The organism is Streptomyces huiliensis, from assembly GCF_020037025.1.
Lineage (GTDB): Bacteria > Actinomycetota > Actinomycetes > Streptomycetales > Streptomycetaceae > Streptomyces > Streptomyces huiliensis.
This window is the reverse complement of the sequence record NZ_JAIQLH010000027.1, coordinates 1-18,044: the sequence shown is the minus strand read 5'-3', so window position 1 is coordinate 18,044 and position 18,044 is coordinate 1. Positions and strand designations below refer to the sequence as shown.

17 protein-coding genes are annotated in these 18,044 nt (G+C 73.3%); 7 read left to right on the top strand and 10 right to left on the bottom strand.

The features are described from left to right. The 3 genes from JNW98_RS06505 to JNW98_RS06495 all read right to left on the bottom strand — a co-directional run. Positions 1-286: SCO2322-related protein (locus tag JNW98_RS06505; protein ID WP_504754420.1), on the bottom strand; the 286-nt coding region annotated here is incomplete at its 3' end. Beyond that, entirely contained in the window at positions 283-1,578 is a 1,296-nt protein-coding gene (locus tag JNW98_RS06500; RefSeq protein ID WP_223767114.1) for an SCO2321 family membrane protein, read from the bottom strand. The genes JNW98_RS06500 and JNW98_RS06505, both read right to left, overlap by 4 nt. Before the next feature lie 363 nt (positions 1,579-1,941). Continuing rightward, the gene (locus tag JNW98_RS06495) at positions 1,942-2,556 is read right to left on the bottom strand and encodes a TetR family transcriptional regulator (RefSeq protein WP_223767113.1); all 615 of its coding nucleotides are present in this window, start codon (positions 2,554-2,556) and stop codon (positions 1,942-1,944) included. A 288-nt stretch (positions 2,557-2,844) separates the two neighbouring features. On the opposite strand from JNW98_RS06495, the gene JNW98_RS06490 reads away from it, so the two are divergent. The 5 genes from JNW98_RS06490 (at position 2,845) to JNW98_RS06470 (ending at position 8,782) form a co-directional block, all read left to right on the top strand. Further along, the gene (locus JNW98_RS06490; RefSeq protein WP_372459179.1) at positions 2,845-4,221 is read left to right on the top strand and encodes a glycosyltransferase family 4 protein; all 1,377 of its coding nucleotides are present in this window, start codon (positions 2,845-2,847) and stop codon (positions 4,219-4,221) included. Between the two features lie 337 nt (positions 4,222-4,558). Next, complete coding sequence (locus tag JNW98_RS06485) at positions 4,559-5,377, top strand: class I SAM-dependent methyltransferase (RefSeq protein ID WP_223767111.1); 819 nt, start codon at positions 4,559-4,561, stop codon at positions 5,375-5,377. Beyond that, on the top strand, positions 5,374-6,483 hold the full coding sequence (locus JNW98_RS06480) for a prenyltransferase/squalene oxidase repeat-containing protein (RefSeq protein WP_223767110.1): 1,110 nt from the start codon (positions 5,374-5,376) through the stop codon (positions 6,481-6,483). The genes JNW98_RS06485 and JNW98_RS06480 overlap by 4 nt, the downstream gene beginning before the upstream one ends. A 182-nt stretch (positions 6,484-6,665) precedes the next feature. Continuing rightward, positions 6,666-7,217, top strand: a complete 552-nt coding sequence (locus tag JNW98_RS06475) for a hypothetical protein (RefSeq protein WP_223767109.1) — start codon at positions 6,666-6,668, stop codon at positions 7,215-7,217. An 83-nt stretch (positions 7,218-7,300) separates the two neighbouring features. Next, positions 7,301-8,782 carry a M1 family metallopeptidase gene (locus JNW98_RS06470; protein WP_223767108.1) on the top strand — a complete coding sequence of 494 codons (1,482 nt, stop codon included), beginning with the start codon at positions 7,301-7,303 and terminating at the stop codon, positions 8,780-8,782. 95 nt (positions 8,783-8,877) lie between these two features. Here the strand turns inward: JNW98_RS06470 and JNW98_RS06465 are convergent, their stop codons facing one another. The 5 genes from JNW98_RS06465 to JNW98_RS06445 all read right to left on the bottom strand — a co-directional run bounded on the left by JNW98_RS06465 (position 8,878) and on the right by JNW98_RS06445 (position 13,731). Then, positions 8,878-9,762, bottom strand: coding sequence for a DUF5336 domain-containing protein (locus JNW98_RS06465; protein ID WP_223767107.1), 885 nt, complete (start codon positions 9,760-9,762; stop codon positions 8,878-8,880). Positions 9,763-9,990: 228 nt separating this feature from the next. Then, complete coding sequence (locus JNW98_RS06460; RefSeq protein WP_223767106.1) at positions 9,991-11,004, bottom strand: N-acetylmuramoyl-L-alanine amidase; 1,014 nt, start codon at positions 11,002-11,004, stop codon at positions 9,991-9,993. Between the two features lie 23 nt (positions 11,005-11,027). Further along, positions 11,028-11,624, bottom strand: coding sequence for a class I SAM-dependent methyltransferase (locus JNW98_RS06455; protein ID WP_223767105.1), 597 nt, complete (start codon positions 11,622-11,624; stop codon positions 11,028-11,030). Between the two features lie 320 nt (positions 11,625-11,944). After that, entirely contained in the window at positions 11,945-12,550 is a 606-nt protein-coding gene (locus JNW98_RS06450) for a response regulator transcription factor (RefSeq protein WP_223767104.1), read from the bottom strand. Then, positions 12,547-13,731, bottom strand: coding sequence for a sensor histidine kinase (locus JNW98_RS06445; protein ID WP_223767103.1), 1,185 nt, complete (start codon positions 13,729-13,731; stop codon positions 12,547-12,549). Before JNW98_RS06445 ends, JNW98_RS06450 begins: the two co-directional genes overlap by 4 nt. A 256-nt stretch (positions 13,732-13,987) precedes the next feature. Here JNW98_RS06445 and JNW98_RS06440 point away from each other — a divergent pair, with 256 nt between their 5' ends. Beyond that, on the top strand, positions 13,988-14,854 hold the full coding sequence (locus JNW98_RS06440) for a MaoC/PaaZ C-terminal domain-containing protein (RefSeq protein WP_223767102.1): 867 nt from the start codon (positions 13,988-13,990) through the stop codon (positions 14,852-14,854). Positions 14,855-15,025: 171 nt separating this feature from the next. On the opposite strand, the gene JNW98_RS06435 is transcribed toward JNW98_RS06440, so the two are convergent. Together JNW98_RS06435 and JNW98_RS06430 are read right to left on the bottom strand one after the other, a co-directional pair. Further along, positions 15,026-15,184: a hypothetical protein gene (locus JNW98_RS06435; RefSeq protein ID WP_223767101.1), complete on the bottom strand. Its 159-nt coding sequence runs from the start codon at positions 15,182-15,184 to the stop codon at positions 15,026-15,028. Positions 15,185-15,565: 381 nt separating this feature from the next. Beyond that, the gene (locus JNW98_RS06430; RefSeq protein WP_223767100.1) at positions 15,566-16,648 is read right to left on the bottom strand and encodes a hypothetical protein; all 1,083 of its coding nucleotides are present in this window, start codon (positions 16,646-16,648) and stop codon (positions 15,566-15,568) included. A gap of 359 nt (positions 16,649-17,007) precedes the next feature. Here JNW98_RS06430 and JNW98_RS06425 point away from each other — a divergent pair, with 359 nt between their 5' ends. After that, the gene (locus JNW98_RS06425; protein ID WP_223767099.1) at positions 17,008-18,036 is read left to right on the top strand and encodes an ABC transporter substrate-binding protein; all 1,029 of its coding nucleotides are present in this window, start codon (positions 17,008-17,010) and stop codon (positions 18,034-18,036) included. The last annotated feature ends 8 nt before the right edge of the window (positions 18,037-18,044 follow it).

Below are 18,044 nucleotides of genomic sequence, written 5' to 3'. Positions count from 1 at the left end.
CGGCGGCGAAGTCCGGCGCGGTGCGCGGCTTCGCGGCGTCGGAGGAGTCCGCGCTGACGGCGAAGCGGAAGCCGACGGCGTCCCCGTCGGCGGGCCGGGCCTGGGACGGGCCCTGGGTGGCGTACGTCCAGCCCTTGCCCGCGTTCTTCGCGTCGGACTGCCAGAACGACCAGTACCGGTAGCCGGCGGCGTGCGCGGGCGCGGCGGCCGTCAGCGCGGCGAGCACCGCCAGCAGGGCGGCGAACAGCAGGGCGCCGGTCGCCCGGACGGAGGACTCAGCGGTCACCGCTGCTTCTTCCGGCGGTTGCTGAAGAGGAAGCCCACGCCGACGGCGGCGACGAAGGCGACGGCCACGAACCACCAGGTGCCGGAGGACGACGCGTCCTTCTCGTCGTCCTTCTTCTCGTCGGACGCGGCGGACTCGGGGGCGGGGCCGGTCGCGTTCAGCTTCTGCACCAGGTCGGTGCCGCCGAAGTCGCGCGGGTCGGCGCCCGCCGCGCGGGCCGCGAGGACCAGCTTGGCCAGCCGGCCGGGGTCGCCCTTGCGGTTGTCGCCCTCGGCCCAGGCCAGGGTCTTGCTGTCGGCGGACTTCAGCCAGTCCAGCGCCTTGCCGGCCGCCTCGCGGTGGCCGCCCGCGGCGAGCGCGGTGACCGCGTCGGCGGTGGTGCCGTAGTCGGGGCCCTTGGGGGCACCGGGCATGGACGCCTCCAGGTGGCCGCGCCCGGCGTCGAGCTTCTTCGCCAGGTACGCGGCGGAGGCCGCGGCCGCGGCGGGCGCGTCCTTGGGCTTGGCCTTCTCGTCATTGGCGCAGGCGAGCGGCTGGACGGGCTTGTCCTCCTTGCCGGCCGGCTCGACGAGGTAGCCCTTGCCGAGGGCGGCCGTGGTGGCCGCGGCGGACGCGAAGTTGTCGGCGGTGAGCTTGCCCTTCTGCGGCGCCCACGCGAACGCGCCGCGGTCGCCCTCCGGCGCGTCGCAGCCCACCTGGAAGGTGAGGAGCGCGTCGTACGGGCTCTTGCCGTCCTTCGAGCGGACCTTCGCCGGGTCCTGGCCGGCCGCGGCGAACGCGCCGACGGCGGCGGCCGTGGAGTTGGCGTTGCTCTCGGCGCCGGGGTTCATGCCCCAGCCGCCGTCCGCGTTCTGGTGGCCCTTCAGCCAGGCGAGACCCTTCTCGACCTGCGCGCCGCGCCCGCCGACCGCCGCGAGCGCCTGCACGGCGGCGGCGGTCTGGTCGGGGAACTCGTCCTTGGCCGCGTCGCACGGCTTCCCGGTGTCGGCCCGGAAGCCCGGGAACCCGCCGTCCGCGCACTGCTGCCCGGCCAGCCAGTCGATCGCCGGCTTGGCCGGGGTGACGCCGGTGGCGTGCTGGGCGAGGAACGCCAGCGACTGCCGGAAGACGCCGTCGAACTTCGGGTCCCCGCTGCCGTAGAGGCCGGGCGCGGCGCTCGACGGCGAGGAGGCGGCCGGGGACGGGTCGGCGAGGGCGGCCGGGACGGCGGCGGTGCTCAGGACGGCCGCGCCGGCCAGGGCCACGACACCCTTACCGGTACGGGTGGCGAGGACGGCGAGGGAGGGAGCCATGGGGGTGGGGTACCTCTCGGGGTCGCGGCGGCGGCGTGAGCGCTCTGTCGATTTGTGCCCACTTTAACCGGGGGGCCTTGAGCGGGCGGCTTGTGCCCGGCGGGCTGGAGGGGGTGGGCGCCGGTGCTGCCGCGGGCGCGCGCCATGGCGCCCGTTGTCGCTCCCCGCCCCGCCGCGGCTCCGCCCCGCCGCGGCTCGGCCGCTCCCACTCAGCGGCGGCCCCGCCGCTCCCGCTCCGCCGCTCCCGCTCCGCCGATCCCGCTCAGCCGCTCCCGCTCCGCCGATCCCGCTCAGCCGCTCCCGCTCCGCCGCTCCCGCTCCGCCGCTCCCGCTCCGCCGCTCCCGCTCCGCCGCTCCTGCTCCTCAGCGGCGGCCGATCAGGCCGCACACCGTCTCGATGTCGATCTTCACCTGGGCGATGGACGCCCGCCCCGACAGCCAGGTGATCAGCGCCGAGTGCCAGGTGTGCTCGATCACCCGGACCACCGACAGCTGCTCCGGACCGGGCGGCACCGGCAGCCCCATCGCGTCCACGATGATCGCCGTGGTCAGCCGGGAGACCGCGTCCACCTCGGCGCTGACCGAGCGGTCGGCGAAGGTCAGGGCGCGGACCATGGCGTCGGCGAGGTGCGGCTCGCGCTGCATCGCGCGGAAGGCGCGCATCAGCGTCCCGGCGACGCGGGCGGCCGGGTCGGCCTCCGTCGGCGGCCGTTTGCGCAGCGTCTCGTGGAGCTGCTCCAACTGGTCCTGCATGGTGGCGACCAGCAGATGGATCTTGGACGGGAAGTAGCGGTAGAGCGTGCCCAGGGCGACGTTCGACGACTCGGCCACCGCGCGCATCTGCACCGCGTCGAAGCCGCCGCGGCTCGCCAGCCGGGTGGTGGCGGCGAGGATGCCGAGCCGCCGCGCCTCCTGACGCTGGGTCAGCGGGGCGGCCGGGGCGGAGGCGGCTCTCGGGTCTGCGGTCTTCTGTCCCACGTCGGTGCGTTCCTCTGCAGGGGGCGGTCGCCAGCATGATGGCAGGGCGCGGCTCAGTGACGCGAATCACTGGAACGTGTTCCACATTAGCGGGCCGGGTGGCCCGCGCCCCAGCGTCCGGCGCCGCGGTGCGACGTCTCCCGATCGCCGCCCGCCGGGGCCTCCGGTACGTTCGGGACTTGTCGGGCTTTCCGCCGGTTTCCGAGCCGGTTCCGATAGTGAAACTTGTTCTAGAGAATCGGGAGCGGTTACGCTCCCGCTGAACCGCAGGAAGAATGGGGGCCGCGAGTGACCGCTGAGACCGCCCAGGCAGTCGGGTCAGGTCCGCTCCCCGCGGTGTCCCCGGCCGGGGACGACGCGTCGCTGCGCATCGCGCTGCTGTCGTACAAGGGCAACCCGTTCTGCGGCGGCCAGGGCGTCTACGTCCGCCACCTCTCCCGCGAACTGGCCCGGCTCGGCCACTCCGTCGAGGTGATCGGCGCCCAGCCGTACCCCGTCCTGGACGAGGGCGTCACCCTCACCGAGCTCCCCAGCCTGGACCTCTACCGGCAGCCCGACCCCTTCCGCACCCCGAAGCGCGACGAGTACCGCGACTGGGTCGACGCGCTGGAGGTCGGCACCATGTGGACCGGCGGCTTCCCCGAGCCGCTGACCTTCTCGCTGCGCGCCCGGCGCCATCTGGTGGCCCGCCGTGGCGACTTCGACGTCGTCCACGACAACCAGACGCTCGGCTACGGCCTCCTCGCCGACCTCGGCGCCCCGCTGGTCACCACCGTCCACCACCCGGTCACCGTCGACCGGCGGCTGGAGCTGGACGCCGCGGGGGAGGACTGGAAGCGCCGGCTCTCCGTCCGCCGCTGGTACGGCTTCACCCGAATGCAGGAGCGGGTGGCCCGCTGTCTGCCGTCGATCGTCACCGTCTCCGGCTCCTCCCGGCAGGAGATCGTCGACCACCTCGGGGTGCGCCCGGAGCGCGTCCACGTGGTGCCGATAGGCGCCGACACCGACCTCTTCTCGCCCGACCCGTCGGTCGCCGTGGTCCCGGGCCGGATCGTCACCACGTCCAGCGCCGACGTCCCGCTCAAGGGCCTGGTGTACCTCGTCGAGGCGCTGGCGAAGGTCCGGACGGAGAACCCCGACGCGCACCTCGTCGTGGTCGGCCGGCGCGCCGACGACGGGCCGGTGGCGCGCGCCATCGAGACCTACGGGCTGGAAGGCGCCGTGGAGTTCGTCAAGGGCATCAGCGACGCCGAGCTGGTGGACCTGGTGCGCGGGGCCCAGGTGGCCTGTGTGCCGTCGCTGTACGAGGGGTTCTCGCTGCCCGCCGCCGAGGCCATGGCCACCGGGACGCCGCTGGTGGCCACCACCGGCGGGGCGATCCCCGAGGTCGCGGGCCCCGACGGCGAGACCTGCCTCGCCGTGCCGCCGGGGGACGCCGACGCCCTGGCCGGTGCGCTGAAGCGGCTCCTCGGCGACGGGGAGCTGCGCCGCCGCCTCGGCGCCGCCGGCCGGGAGCGGGTGCTGTCCCGCTTCACCTGGCGGCAGGCGGCCATCGGGACGGCCGAGCGCTACCGGATCTCGATCGAGCGGGCCGCCCGGGCGAGAGCCCGGGCCCGGAGCGGCGCCGGCCCGCTGCCCGTCCGCACGCCCCGCGCCCGCCCGTAGGGGCGAGAGCTTCCGTGGGGGGGGGGGCTCCTGAGAGAGGGTTCCCGAGGGCTCCCGAGGGCTCCCGTAGGGGGAGAAGTGGTCCCTTACGGGGTGTCCGACCCTTAGGGGACGCATCGGCCCTTAGGGGGTGCGTCGCCCCTTAGGGGTCGGACCACCCTTAGGGGATGCCTGACCCCCTAAGGGGCGCCTGACCCCTAAGGGCTGCCTGTCCCTTAGGGGGGTGCCCGTCCCCTGGGGGATGCCTGACCCCTAGGGTTCGAACGGCCCCCGGGGACCGAACGGTTCCGGGCGCCGACCGTCACTGACCTGCCCCGTCGGACGAAAGCAGAACTCCGTGCTGACCGTCGATTTCTCCCGCTTCCCGCTCGCCGCCGGCGACCGCGTCCTCGACCTGGGCTGCGGTGCGGGCCGGCACGCCTTCGAGTGCTACCGGCGCGGCGCCCGGGTGGTCGCCCTCGACCGCAACGCGGACGAGATCCGCGAGGTCGCCAAGTGGTTCGCCGCCATGAAGGAGGCCGGCGAGGCCCCGGAGGGCGCCACCGCCACCGCCATGGAGGGCGACGCGCTGGCCCTGCCCTTCCCCGACGACAGCTTCGACGTCGTCATCATCTCCGAGGTCATGGAGCACATCCCCGACGACAAGGGCGTGCTCGCCGAGATGGTCCGCGTCCTGAAGCCGGGCGGCCGGATCGCCGTGACCGTGCCGCGCTACGGCCCCGAGAAGGTGTGCTGGGCGCTCAGCGACGCCTACCACGAGGTCGAGGGCGGCCACATCCGCATCTACAAGGCGGACGAACTGCTGCGCAAGATGGAGGAGGCCGGGCTGAAGCCGTACGGCACCCACCACGCGCACGGCCTGCACAGCCCCTACTGGTGGCTCAAGTGCGCGTTCGGTGTGGACAACGACAAGGCGCTGCCCGTCCGCGCGTACCACAAGCTGCTGGTCTGGGACATCATGAAGAAGCCCGCGGCCACCCGGATCGCCGAGCAGGTCCTCAACCCGGTCATCGGCAAGAGCTTCGTCGCCTACGCCACCAAGCCCCACCTCCCGGCCGACGCCGTGTCCGGCAGCGAGGCTCCGTCCGTCACCGAGACCGCGTCCACCGCCGAGACCGCGTCCACCGCCACCCCGTCCGCGGAGGGCCGCGCGTGACCACCCACAGCCGTCGTCCCGGCCGCATCGAACGCCTCGTCCTGCCCGGCGTCCTGACCGCCGAGCAGCTCGGCGCGACCGTCGCCGGCATCGTCGCCGGGCAGCGCGAGGACGGCGCCATCCCCTGGTTCCGCGGCCACCACCTCGACCCGTGGGACCACGTCGAGGCCGCCATGGCCCTGGACACCGCGGGCGAGCACGGCCGCGCCGAGGCCGCCTACCGCTGGCTCGCCGAGCACCAGAACCCCGACGGCTCCTGGTACGCCGCGTACGCCGACGGCGACCACCGGCAGCCCACCGACCGCGCCCGCGAGACCAACTTCGTCGCCTACGTCGCCGTCGGCGTCTGGCACCACTACCTCTCCACCGGCGACGACGCGTTCCTCGACCGCATGTGGCCGACCGTCTTCGCCGCCGTCGAGTTCGTCCTCGCGCTCCAGCAGCCGGGCGGCCAGATCGGCTGGAAGCGGGAGGCGTCCGCCGGCGAAGGAGCCGACGGGACCGGCGGCGAGGACGTCACCGACGCCCTGCTCACCGGCTCGTCCTCCATCCACCAGGCGCTGCGCTGCGCCCTCGCCATCGCCGAGCACCGCGAGGAGCCGCAGCCGGACTGGGAGTTGGCCACCGGACTGCTGGCGCACGCGATCCGCCGGCACCCGGAGCGGTTTCTGGACAAAAGCCGTTACTCCATGGACTGGTACTACCCGATCCTCGGCGGCGCCGTCACCGGCCCGGAGGCCGCGGCACGCGTCGCCGAGGGCTGGGACCGCTTCGTCGTCCCCGGCCTCGGCGTGCGCTGCGTCCTGCCCAACCCCTGGGTGACCGGCGGCGAGAGCTGCGAACTCGCCCTCGCCCTCTGGGTGATGGGGGAGTCGGACCGGGCCGTCGAGATCCTCCGCTGGATCCAGCACCTGCGCGCCGACAACGGCATGTACTGGACCGGATACGTCTTCGAGGACGACGCCGTGTGGCCCGAGGAGCTCACCACCTGGACGGCCGGTTCGCTGCTGCTCGCGGTGGCCGCGCTGGGCGGCGACGAGGCGACGACGGCGGTGTTCGGCGGCGAACGGCTGCCCCGCGGGCTCGAACCGGACTGCTGCGGCTGACCGGACGGGACAGGGACGGGTGGGGGGCGGGTGAAGGACCGAGACCCGCCCCCGCCCGCATCTGGCCCGATTCCGACGTGTACGTCCGCCCCCGGTAGCCCGAACGGTACGGTCCGGATGCGCCGCGCCGCCGGGCGGGCCACGCTGGTCCCGTACCGTGCCCGCCGGCCCCGGAGGCAAGCGTGTCCGACCGTGCCCGTGCCCGCCGCACCGTTGTCGTCCTGCCGCTGGTGTGCGGCCTGCTGCTGGCCGGTTCGGCCTGCGGCGGCGGCGACAAGAAGGAGAAGTCCACCGGCGAGGCGAGCCCGACGAGCTCGATCGAGAAGCAGAAGTTCGCCAAGACCCGGTTCGTCACCAACGCCGGGCTCGCGGCCGGTGCCTCCTACCAGTGGATCGTCAAGCCGTACCGCAACGGCGCGTTCAAGAAGGGCGCGGACGGCCGGACGGGCGCCCTCGTCAAGGCGGGCCTCGCCGGGGCGTTCACCTACAACCGGCTCAAGGCCGCCACCCGCAACGCCCAGGGCGACCCCACGCTCGCGAAGGCCCTGGCCCCCGTCAACGCCGGCATCGACTCCCTCAAGGGCCTCGGCGGCAAGCTCCGCAAGGGCGAGGCGACGGACAGCGACGTGAACTCCGTCGACAGCGTCATCAACAAGGTCAAGGACGCGGGCAAGAGCGCCGGAGCCCCCGTCACCGACAAGGTGCCGTCGGCGGGAGAGCTGCAGAAGGGCTGACCGAAAGCCACCCGCCCCAGCGAGCCCGGTCCCGGCGGGTGCGGTCTCCGAGCGGACGACGGGCCGGTGGCAGCATGGGGCCCATGAACCGGACGACGGAAGCAGCCTCCCGCCCCGCCCGCCGCTCGGCGCCGTACCGGCTCCTGCCCGCCGCCCTCGCCCTCGCGCTGGTCGCGGCCTGCGGCGGCGGAGGCGGCGGGGACGGGGACGGCGGCCCGGAGGAGGGCGGGACGGGCGTCGGCGACCCGGTCTTCCCCACCCTCGGCAACGGCGGCTACGACGTGCGCCACTACGGTCTGACCCTCGACTACGAGCCCGAAGGCAACGACCTCGACGCCACCGCCGTCCTCACCGCCCGGGCGACGAAGGACCTGGCCGCCTTCACCCTCGACCTGTCGGGCCTGAAGGTGACGTCCGCCAAGGTCGACGGGAAGCCGGCGAAGACCTCGCGCTCCGGCACCAAGCTCCGGATCGAACCCGCGCGCCCGCTCGCCAAGGGCCGGGAGTTCCGCGCCGAGATCGCCTACGAGGGGCGGCCGAAGACGATCCGGGACCCGGACGGCGACAAGGAAGGCTGGATCGAGACGGACCACGGGGCGGTCGGACTCGGCGAGCCCGTGGGCTCGATGGCCTGGTTCCCGGGCAACCACCACCCGTCCGACAAAGCGACGTACGACTTCACCGTCACCGTCCCCAAGGGCTTCACCGCCGTCGCCAACGGCGAGCCGAAGGGCACGGAGACGGTGGAGGACGAGGACGGCGACGACTGGACCGTCTTCCGCTGGCACAGCGGCGAGCCGATGGCGAGCTACGTGACGAGCGTCGCCATCGGCGAGTTCACGGTCCTGAAGACCACGGCCGCGGCGCGCGAGGTGCCGGTGTACGTCGCCCACGCGGCGGGGGCGAAGGCGGAGGCGGCCGGGCGGCACATGAAGGAGATGGTGCCCAAGGTGCTGGCGTGGGAGGAGAAGCTGTTCGGCCCATACCCCTTCGCGTCGTCCGGCGCGGTCGTCGACCCGAACCGGTACGTCGGCTACGCGCTGGAGACCCAGACCAAGCCGTACTACCCGGAGCCCCCGCGGGACGAGATCATCGTGCACGAGCTGGCCCACCAGTGGTTCGGCAACTCCGTCACCCCGCGCACCTGGCGTGACATGTGGCTCAACGAGGGCTTCGCCCAGTACGCCGAGTGGATGTGGGAGGCGCGGGAGCAGAAGAAGCGCACCGAGCGGCAGATCTTCGACGACTACTACGACGGCAAGGACGAGGAGAGCCGGAGCAAGGACGGCGAGACCATCTGGTCCTTCCCGCCCGCCTACCCGACCGCCGAGACGATCTCCGACCGGCCGGTCTACGACCGGGGCGCGATGGTCCTCCACAAGCTGCGCGAGGCCGTCGGGGACGACGTCTTCTTCGACATCCTCCGCACCTGGGCGCGCGACCACCGGTACGGCAACGCCGGCACCGACGACTTCATCCGGCTGTGCGAGAAGAAGGCGGGGAAGGACCTCGGCGGCCTCTTCGACACCTGGCTCTTCAAGGCCGCCAAGCCCAGCCACCGCTGACGGCGGCCGTCCCCCAGGGAACGGCGAAGGCCCGCCGGCGACCCCTTGAACCCAAGGAGCCCGGCGGGCCTTCGTTCTCGTCAGTGGCGGGCGCGTCAGCCGCGCTGGATGCCCGAGGTGTCCTGGAGGACGCCGCGGCGGCCGTCCTGGGTCTGGGCGACGAGCGCCTGACCGCGCTGGTCCACCGCCAGGTACCAGGTGCCCGGCGTCAGCTCGGCCACCGGCGTCTGGCCGCCGTCCTCCGGGAACAGCGGACGCCCGACCGGCACCGCGAACCAGAACGGCGCGAAGTCCGAGCCGCCCGCCGCCGGAGCCTGTGCACCGGCCGCCGGGACGCCCCCGCCCGTACCGCCGGCCGGCTGCGGGGCCGCCTGGTGCTGCGGGCCGGTCTGGTCCGCCTGCTGCTGCGGTGCGCCGTAGGGCTGCCCGCCGAAGGAACCGCCGGCCTGGCCGCCCGGACCCGGGTAGCCGTAGCCGGGGTGCGCGCCGGTCCCGTAGGGGGACTGCACCTGGGGGGTGGGGGCGCCGAGGAGGGGGGCCTTGAGGGCGGGGACCTTCTGGATGAGCAGAGCAGCCGCGGCGATCAGCAGGGTGGCGATGAGGGCCAGGATGCGGCCGATGCCGACGCCGATCTTGTCGTTGGTGTCCTCCAGAGGACCGTTGAACATGGTCCACAGCGTGGTCCAGGCCGCGAAGACCGCCAGGGCCGAGCCCCACTGCTCCAGGGAGAGGCCCAGAACCTTGCGCTCCTGGGGCTGGAAGCGGGAGGCGACGATCAGAGCCGCACCGATCAGACCCGCGAGCACGATGGACGGCAGCGCGGGGAAGACCTTGCTCGACCAGAGGTTCGGGATGTCTGCCTTGCCGCAGAACGGACCGTCGCAGTCCAGCGAGTAGTAGTCGAGGAACGACGCGATGAACAGCAACACCGCTGCTCCGATCACCACGCCGTCGCCTCTAGTGAGGGAGCGGAAGTTCACCTGAAATCCTTTGTCAGTGCCTTCAGAATCGGTCGGTCTCGTCGCTGTCGCCGGACGCGAGACGGGAGGGCGCGGACGAACGCGGCCCCCCATCGTACGGGGGAACCTACCGCCCCGATGCCCGGGGCGTCTCTTCGTTTCGCCCTCGTGACACGCCCGTGGCCTGCCGTTATACGAACCGTTTAAAGCCGGTGGCGCAGGGTCGGAACACGTCGCCTCAGGACCGGCTCACGACCGGCTCAGGACGAAGTCCCGGATGCCGTCCGCGATCCCCTGCGCCGCCTTCTGGCGCCAGCCGTCGTCCGTGAGTTGGGCGGCGTCCTGCGGATCGCGCATGTTGCCGCACTCGATGAACACCTTCGGCACGGTGGAGAGGTTGAGGCCGCCGAGGTCGCTCCGGACGTCCAGGCCGGTGTTGTGGCCGACGTAGTTGGACGGGATGCTCCCGGTGGACCCGACGAACTTGCCGAGGACGCGTTCGCCCAGTTCCTTCGACGGTTCGACGATGGGGGCGGTGTCCGCCCGGCCGCCCTTGACCTTGGCGGGCAGGATCACGTGGACGCCGCGCTGCCCGGGGGCGGCGCCGTCCGCGTGCACCGAGAGCGCGGCGTCGGCGTGCGCCTTGTTGCCGATCGCGGCCCGTTCGTCCACACAGGGGCCGAACGGCCGGTCGCCGTCGTGGGTGAGGGTGACCGTCGCACCCTGCTCCCGGAGGATCGACCGGATGCGGTGCGCGACGTCCAGGCTGAACGTCGCCTCCGCATAACCGGAGTTGGTGGAGGTGCCGGTGGTGTCGCACTCCTTGCGGCCGGTGCCGATGTCGACGGACCGGTCGATCTCCGCGGTGTGCTGCTGGTTGTGGATGTTGTGCCCCGGGTCGATGACCACGACCTTCCCGCGGAGCGGCCCGTTGCCAGTGCCGGCGTCGGCGGGTGGGGCGGAAGGTTTCGCCGGTGCTGAGGAGGCGGGCGGGGACGACGGTGCGCTCTTCGCCGCCGGCGGCCGCGGCGCCGGCGGGACGGACGGGGGGGTGCGCTCCGCCGTCGCGGACGGGGAACCACCGGCCGGCGCGGACGCCTTGGCGTCGGCCGGCCCGTCGCCGTCGTCGCATCCCGCGACCGCCGCCGCCAGCAGCAGCGCGGTCAGGGCCGCGACGGCCGGACGGACGCGACGGGCGGTGCCGCCGGTGCCGCCGGGGCGGTCGTCGCGGCTCGGATGACGAGGAGAGCTGGCGTAGGACACTCGGGCGATGCTAGCGCCGCCCGTCAGGTCGCGGGGCCCGTCCGGCGCAGAACCCGCATCGACCCCGTCACGGAGACCTCCGTGAACCCACCCGACTCCAGGGCCCTCAGGTACACGCGGTACGGCGCCTGGCCGCCGTCCGCCGGGTCCGGGAAGACGTCGTGGACGACGAGCAGGCCGCCCGGCGCGAGGTGCGGCGCCCAGCCCTCGTAGTCCGCCGTCGCGTGCTCGTCCGTATGGCCGCCGTCGATGAACACCAGGCTCAGCGGCGTCCCCCACAACGCGGCGACCTGCGGGGAGCGGCCCACGATCGCGACCACGTGGTCCTCCAGGCCCGCCCGGTACAGCGTCCTCCGGAATGTCGGGAGCGTGTCCATCCGGCCGACGCCCGGGGCGTCGTCCACCAGGGACGTGTCGTGGTACTCCCAGCCGGGCTGCTGCTCTTCGCTGCCGCGGTGGTGGTCGACGGTCACCACCGTCGTGCCGGCTTCGCGGGCGGCGTCGGCGAGGAGGAGGGTGGAGCGGCCGCAGTAGGTGCCTACTTCGAGGAGGGGGTGGGGGAGTTGGGCGGCGGCTGCTTCGGCTGCTTGGTGGAGGGCGAGGCCCTCGTCCAGGGGCATGAAGCCTTTTGCTTCTTCGAAGGCGGTCAGGGTTTGGGGTTTCGGCGGCACGGTCGTCCTTCGGGTGGTCGGTGGGTGGGGGGGGCGCCTGCGGCGGGCGGTGCCCCGGTCCCGCCCCTTCGCCGGTTCCTGGGGGCAAGCCCCCAGACCCCCGGAAACCGCGCTCCGCGCGGTTGTCCTCAAGCGCCGGACGGGCTGAGTGGGGCGCTCAGCTCGCATTTCAGCCTGTCCGGTGTTTGAGGACGAGCGGCGGAGCCGCGACAAGCGGGGTCTGGGGCGCAGCCCCAGGAAACGGTGAAAGGGCGGGACCGGGGCGCACCCTACAACCACCCGTTCTGCCTCGCCGCCCGCACCGCCTCCATCCGGTTCCGCGTCTGCGTCTTGCCGATCGCCGCCGACAGGTAATTACGGACGGTCGCGGGCGACAGATGAACCTTCGCCGCGATGTCCGCCACGGTCGCCCCGTCCACCGCGGCGGAAAGCACGTCCCGCTCCCGCTGCGTCAGCGGATTGGGCCCGGCGCTCAACGCCGCCGCGGCCAGCGCGGGATCGATGACGCGCTCGCCGGCGAGCGCGCGGCGGATGGCGGCGGCGAGGTCCTCGACGGGGCCGTCCTTGACGAGGAAGCCGGAGGCACCGGCCTCCATGGCGCGGCGGAGGTAGCCGGGCCGCCCGAAGGTGGTGAGTATCAGCACCCGGCACTCGGGCAGCCGCTGCCGGAGGTCGGCCGCCGCGTCGAGGCCGCTGCGGCCGGGGAGTTCGATGTCGAGGAGGGCGATGTCGGGCCGCGCCTCCAGGGCGGTGGGCACGATCTCGTCGCCGTTGCCGACCTGGGCGACGACCTCGATGTCGTCCTCCAGGCCGAGCAGCAGCGCGAGAGCGCCCCGCATCATGCCCTGGTCCTCGGCCAGTAGTGTCCTGATCACGCCGCTCGCTCCTTCTCGCCGGTCCTGGCGTACGGCTCGTCGTCCACCGGCAGTTCGGCCACGAGCCGGAAACCGCGCCGCCCGTCGGGGCCGGTGCGCAGGGAGCCGCCGGCGGCGGCCAGCCGCTCGGTGAGGCCCTTGAGTCCGTTGCCGCCCGCGCTCGCACCCGTACCCGCCGCTTCGGACGAGCCTACGCCCGTGCCGTTGTCGATGATCTCCAGGTGTACGCGGTCGGGTTTGCCGCGCACCTCTATCTCGCAGCGCGAGGCGCCGCTGTGCCGGACGACGTTGGTGACGCCCTCGCGTACCACCCACCCCAGCAGCACCCCGGTCTGCGGTGGGAGCGGCGGTCCCGACTGGCGGATCTCGGCGGTGATGCCGGACGCGTCGAGCAGCGAACGGGCGTTGTCCAGCTCGGTGGTGAGGCTGCCCTCGCGGTAGCCGGTGACCGCCTCACGGATCTCGGTGAGCGCCTGCCGGCCGACCGCCTCGATGTCGGCGGCCTGGCCGAGCGCGGCGTCCAGGTTCCGGGGGCCGAGCCGGCGTACCGCCTCCGCCTTGACGACGATCACGGACATGGTGTGCCCGAGCAGGTCGTGCAGGTCGCGGGAGAAGCGCAGCCGCTCGCGTTCGACGGCGGCGTGGGCCAGTTCCTCGCGGGTGTCGCGGAGGACGGCGATGGCCTCGAAGAGGTTGAGGACGGCCGCCGCGACCAGGCCGCCCAGGGCCGTGCCCCAGCTGACGGCGAGGACGCTGCCCGCGCTGTCGTCGTCGGGCCGGATGAGCCAGGACAGTCCGCAGGCGGTGCCGAGTGTGGCCAGGGAGGCGGCCATCAGGCGCTGCCGGTGGCGCAGCACCATGCCGGTGGCGACGGACAGCAGGGGGAAGCACATCTGCCAGTAGGCGCCGTAGCCCATGTTGAGGGCGAACGCGAGCGCGGCCAGCCCGATCAGGGCCAGTACGGGGACGCGGGTGTAGCGCCGGTGCTCGTCGAGGGCGGCGAAGACGGCGGTCACGTACAGGCCGATGAAGGCCAGTTCGCCCAGTCCGGCGAGCCAGGGCAGTGGCATGTCGCCGAGGAGCATGTGCACGGTGTCACCGCTGAGGGCGAAGAGCCACGGGATGAAGGCCCGCCTGCCGGGCGCCTTCATCCGTTCGATTTCCTCGCCCATGCGCTTCATACGTCGCATCCTAGGCAATGCCCCTGTGACCTGCGCAGATGCCGGATGTCTGGGGAAGGCGGTGACATTTGTCCCGGGGCGGGGGCGGCTCTCAACGGTTCTCGGCGGCTCTCGGCGGCTTCGGGGACCTTCCTCTGCCGCGTGCGGAGGGACTATAAGGGTCCGGTTGGTGGAACGCGTTCTCGTTCTCGTTCATGTTCGCGTTCCTGTAGTGCTCGTTCCTGTAGTGCACGTGCCGGCGAAGGAGTCCCCCTCCATGCCCATCGACGCAGCCAAGGCCACGGCCGCCGAACCGCGGACCGTCTCCCTCTCCTGGGACCACAAGGACGTCATCCTCTACCACCTCGGCATCGGCGCGGGCGTCCCCGCCACCGACCCCGCCGAGCTCCGCTACACCCTGGAGAGCGGACTGCACGTCCTGCCCTCCTTCGCCACCGTGGCGGGCGGCGGGATGGCCCTCGCGGCCGGGCTCTCCACCCCGGGCGTCGACGTCGACCTCGCCCGCGTGCTGCACGGCGGGCACACCGTCACCCTGCACCGGCCGCTGCCCGTCCGCGCGGACGGCGTCACGCAGACCTCGCGCGTCGCCGCCGTGTACGACAAGGGCAAGGCGGCCGTCATCGTGCTGCGTACCGACGTCGACGACGTGGACGGGCCGCTGTGGAGCGGCGACGCGCGGATCTACGTCCGCGGGGAGGGCGGGTTCGGCGGCGAGCGCGGCGACTCGGCGCGGCTCGGGCTCCCGGACCGCGCGCCGGACTCGACCGTGGAGCGGGCCGTCCGGGAGGACCAGGCGCTGCTCTACCGGCTGTCGGGGGACTGGAACCCCCTGCACGCCGACCCCGAGTTCGCCGCGCTCGCCGGCTTCCACCGGCCGATCCTGCACGGGCTCTGCACCTACGGGATGACCCTCAAGGCGGTCGTGGACACGGTTCTGGAGGGGCGCGTCGAGCGCGTCCGCTCGTACACCACCCGCTTCGCGGGCGTCGTCTACCCGGGGGAGACGCTGCGGGTGCGGATGTGGCGCGGGACGCCCGGGCCCGGGCGGGTGCAGGTGTCCGTGACGGTCGTGGAGCGGGACGACGCGGAGGTGCTGGCCGACACGGTCGTCGAGCACGTCTGAGTCAGGGGTTCATGTGAGTCAGGGCCTCAGGTGAGTCAGGGCTTCCGGTGAGTGAGGGCTTCCGGGGCCGGAGACGGTGGGACCCCGGCGGGGAGCGGGCCGGTCGTGGCCCGCCCCGCCGCCGGGGCCCTGTCCGTTCTCGGGACGCTGTCTGCTCTGGGGACCCGCTCGTCAGGCGGCGTCGGCGGTGCGCCGGTGCTTGCCGTGGGCGGGACCGCCGGCGTCGTCGGACGACGCCGGGCCGCGGTGCCTGCCGGAGCCGGCGGCTGCGGCCTGGGCGGACGCCTCCAGGGGGCGCGCCTCGGTCGTGTCGGTTCGGGCTTCGGACATGTCGGGAGTCACTCCGTGGGATGTGGGTGCGTGCTCTGCGCGTCGGGGGCCGCGGCGTCGGCCGACGCCCATGGGCGCCGCCCTTGTAGGGGACACCCGTAGGTGTCGTCCCTGGGTACGGTCAACGCCCGTACCGCGCGCGGTCGTTCGGCGCACCGCGGTGCTCCGCCGGTACCACGTGCGCAACCCCCGGCCCCGAAGTCTAACGGGACCTTGATCGCGTGAGCCACCCCCCGGGCGGCCGCCGGCCGCCCGGTATGAGCGGATCGCCCGCCGGCCGTTTCCGGGCCGTATCCGCCGGCCCTTCCCGGTCCGTGCGCGTCGGCCGTTCCCGGGCCGGCCCGTCGGCCGTGCCCGGCGCCCCGGTGCTCCCGGCGGCCCTCAGCGCGCCCGCGCCCGGGCGTGCGGCGCCTGCTGGAGCGGCACCGGACGGGCGGCCGGGGATCCGCCGTTCTCCGTCATCTCCCCCAGGGGATCGAGCCCGCCCTCGTCGGGGTCCGGCAGGCGCAGCCGGGCCAGCCCGCACGGGACGTGCGGGGTCACGTAGGGGAGCCGCAGCTCCCCGTGGGCCGTCCACAGCCCGGCGCCGGCCACCCAGCCGAGCGGGCCGGGGAACTGGCGCAACTGCCGTTCCGCGGGCCGCCAGATGCCCACCGAGGTGCCCGACTCGCGGTCGACGCGGAACGCCACCGAGCACACCTCGGGGGTCAGCGTCTGCCCCGGCTGCACGGCGAACGGCGTCACCGCCGCGCCGGGCTGCCGCAGGCACTCGGGGAAGCGCACCGGCCGCGCCGAGCCGAGCACCCCCCAGCCCAGCCGCTCCTCGCCGGGCGCGTCCGACCGGACGAGCAGCAGGCCGCTGTCGGGGTCGGCGAGCACCAGCCGGTCGTTGCTCTTCTCGGCGATCTGGAGCAGCGGGGTGGTCTTACCGCCGCGCCCGAGGTCGACGACGACGGCCTTGGTGAGCCCGTCCAGTTCGCGGTCGAGGGCGAGCAGCCGGCCCGGCCGGTCGAGCCAGGCGCCGCCGGAGCAGCGGCCGGGCACCCGGGCGAGCAGCTCGGGGCCGGCGGGCGAGCCGTACACGCGCCACAGCGTCGTCGTCCGCTCGCCGTGCACCAGTGCGTACGCCGAGAGGCCGTCCGGCGCGGGCGGCAGCAGCGACAGGTAGGGGCACTCGATCGCGCCGAGCGGCAGCTCCCCGGTACCGGGGCCGGTGGGGTAGAGCAGCGACAGGGTGTACCGCTCGGCCACCCGGCGCCGGATGAGCACCCTCCCGTCGGTGAGCGGCAGCACCTCGCTGTCCGGCTCCTCGGGCTGGGTGCCGGGCAGCGGGACCGCGTAGGGCTCGGGGCCGTCGAGGGTCCAGCGCTCCGGGAACCAGCCGCCCGTGGCCCGGCTGAGCGCGAGCCACGCGGCGTACGAGCCGTCGGCCGCGATGGTGAACGCCGGGCGTCGGGAGTCCATCGGCGCACGCCGGGGAGTGGTCTCCGGAGTGCTCTGGGGGGCACAGACCGTCATGAGAAACGTCACCTCCGGCACAGAACGTAGTTTTCGCGCCCGGCGTCCCACCCTGCGAGTGAGGCGGCTTCACGCGTAAGGGTGGAGGTTGTCCGATTCGCCGGAGGGGTGTGGGGTGGGTGTGCTTGCGGTGATCTAGCTGCTCTTGCAAGGGTCCGTCCCCCCTTGAGCGCGGGGTATCCGGACGCTCTAAAGTAAGGGTGCCCTAACCCTTAGGGACCCTGAGGCCCTTAGTGGGCCCTTGGACCCTTAGGGGCCCTGAGGCCGGCTCCCTCCGGCACCCCCACACCCCCAGGAGTACCCCCATGTCCCTCCGCCGCCGCGGTACGGCCGCCGCAGCCCTCGCCCTCGCCGCCGCGCTCTCGCTGGCAGCCTGCGGATCCGACGGTGACGACAAGGGGAAGGATGGCGGCGCCGGGTCGAAGGACGTCGCCCAGGGAGGCAAGGACTTCGGCAAGGCCGCCGACCTCACCAGGAAGATGGGCACGGACGCCGCCGCCGGGCAGTTCCCGCGCACCGTCACCCACGCCCTGGGGAAGACCGAGCTCAAGGCCAAGCCGAAGCGGGTCGTCGTGCTGGACGTCGGCGAGCTCGACAACGTCGTCTCGCTGGGCATCAAACCCGTCGGCTACGCGCCCGCCGAGGGCGGCGACGGCATCCCCGAGTACCTGCGGAAGGACGCGGGCGACCCCAAGAGCGTCGGCACCATCAACGGCCTCAACCTGGAGGCGATCAACAACCTCCACCCCGACCTGATCCTCGGCAGCAAGCTCCGCGCGGAGAAGCACTACAAGGACCTGTCGAAGATCGCGCCGACCGTCTTCTCCGTCCGTCCCGGCTTCACCTGGAAGGAGAACTACCTCCTCAACGCGGCCGCCCTCGACGAGACGGCGAAGGCGAAGGCCAACATCGCCGCGTACGAGGCGAAGGCGAGGAAGCTCGGGGAGGACGTCGGCGAGAAGAAGCCGACCATCAGCATGGTCCGCTACATGCCGCAGTTCACCCGGCTGTACGCGCAGAAGTCGTTCATCGGCACCGTCCTCAAGGACGCCGGCCTGCCCCGCCCCAAGAACCAGCAGGTCGACGAGCTCGCCGTACAGATCGGCCCGGAGAAGATCGACCAGGCCGACGCCGACTGGATCTTCACCGGCGTCTACGGCGCCCCCGACCGCACCAAGCGCGACGTCGCCCGCGACAACCCGCTGTGGAAGAACCTGAAGGCGGTCAAGGAGGGGCGCGCGCGGGACGTCAAGGACGAGACGTGGTACCTGGGCCTGGGGGTCACGGCGGCGAACAGCGTGCTGGATGATCTGCGGGGCTTCCTGGTCAAGTAGACGGGAGA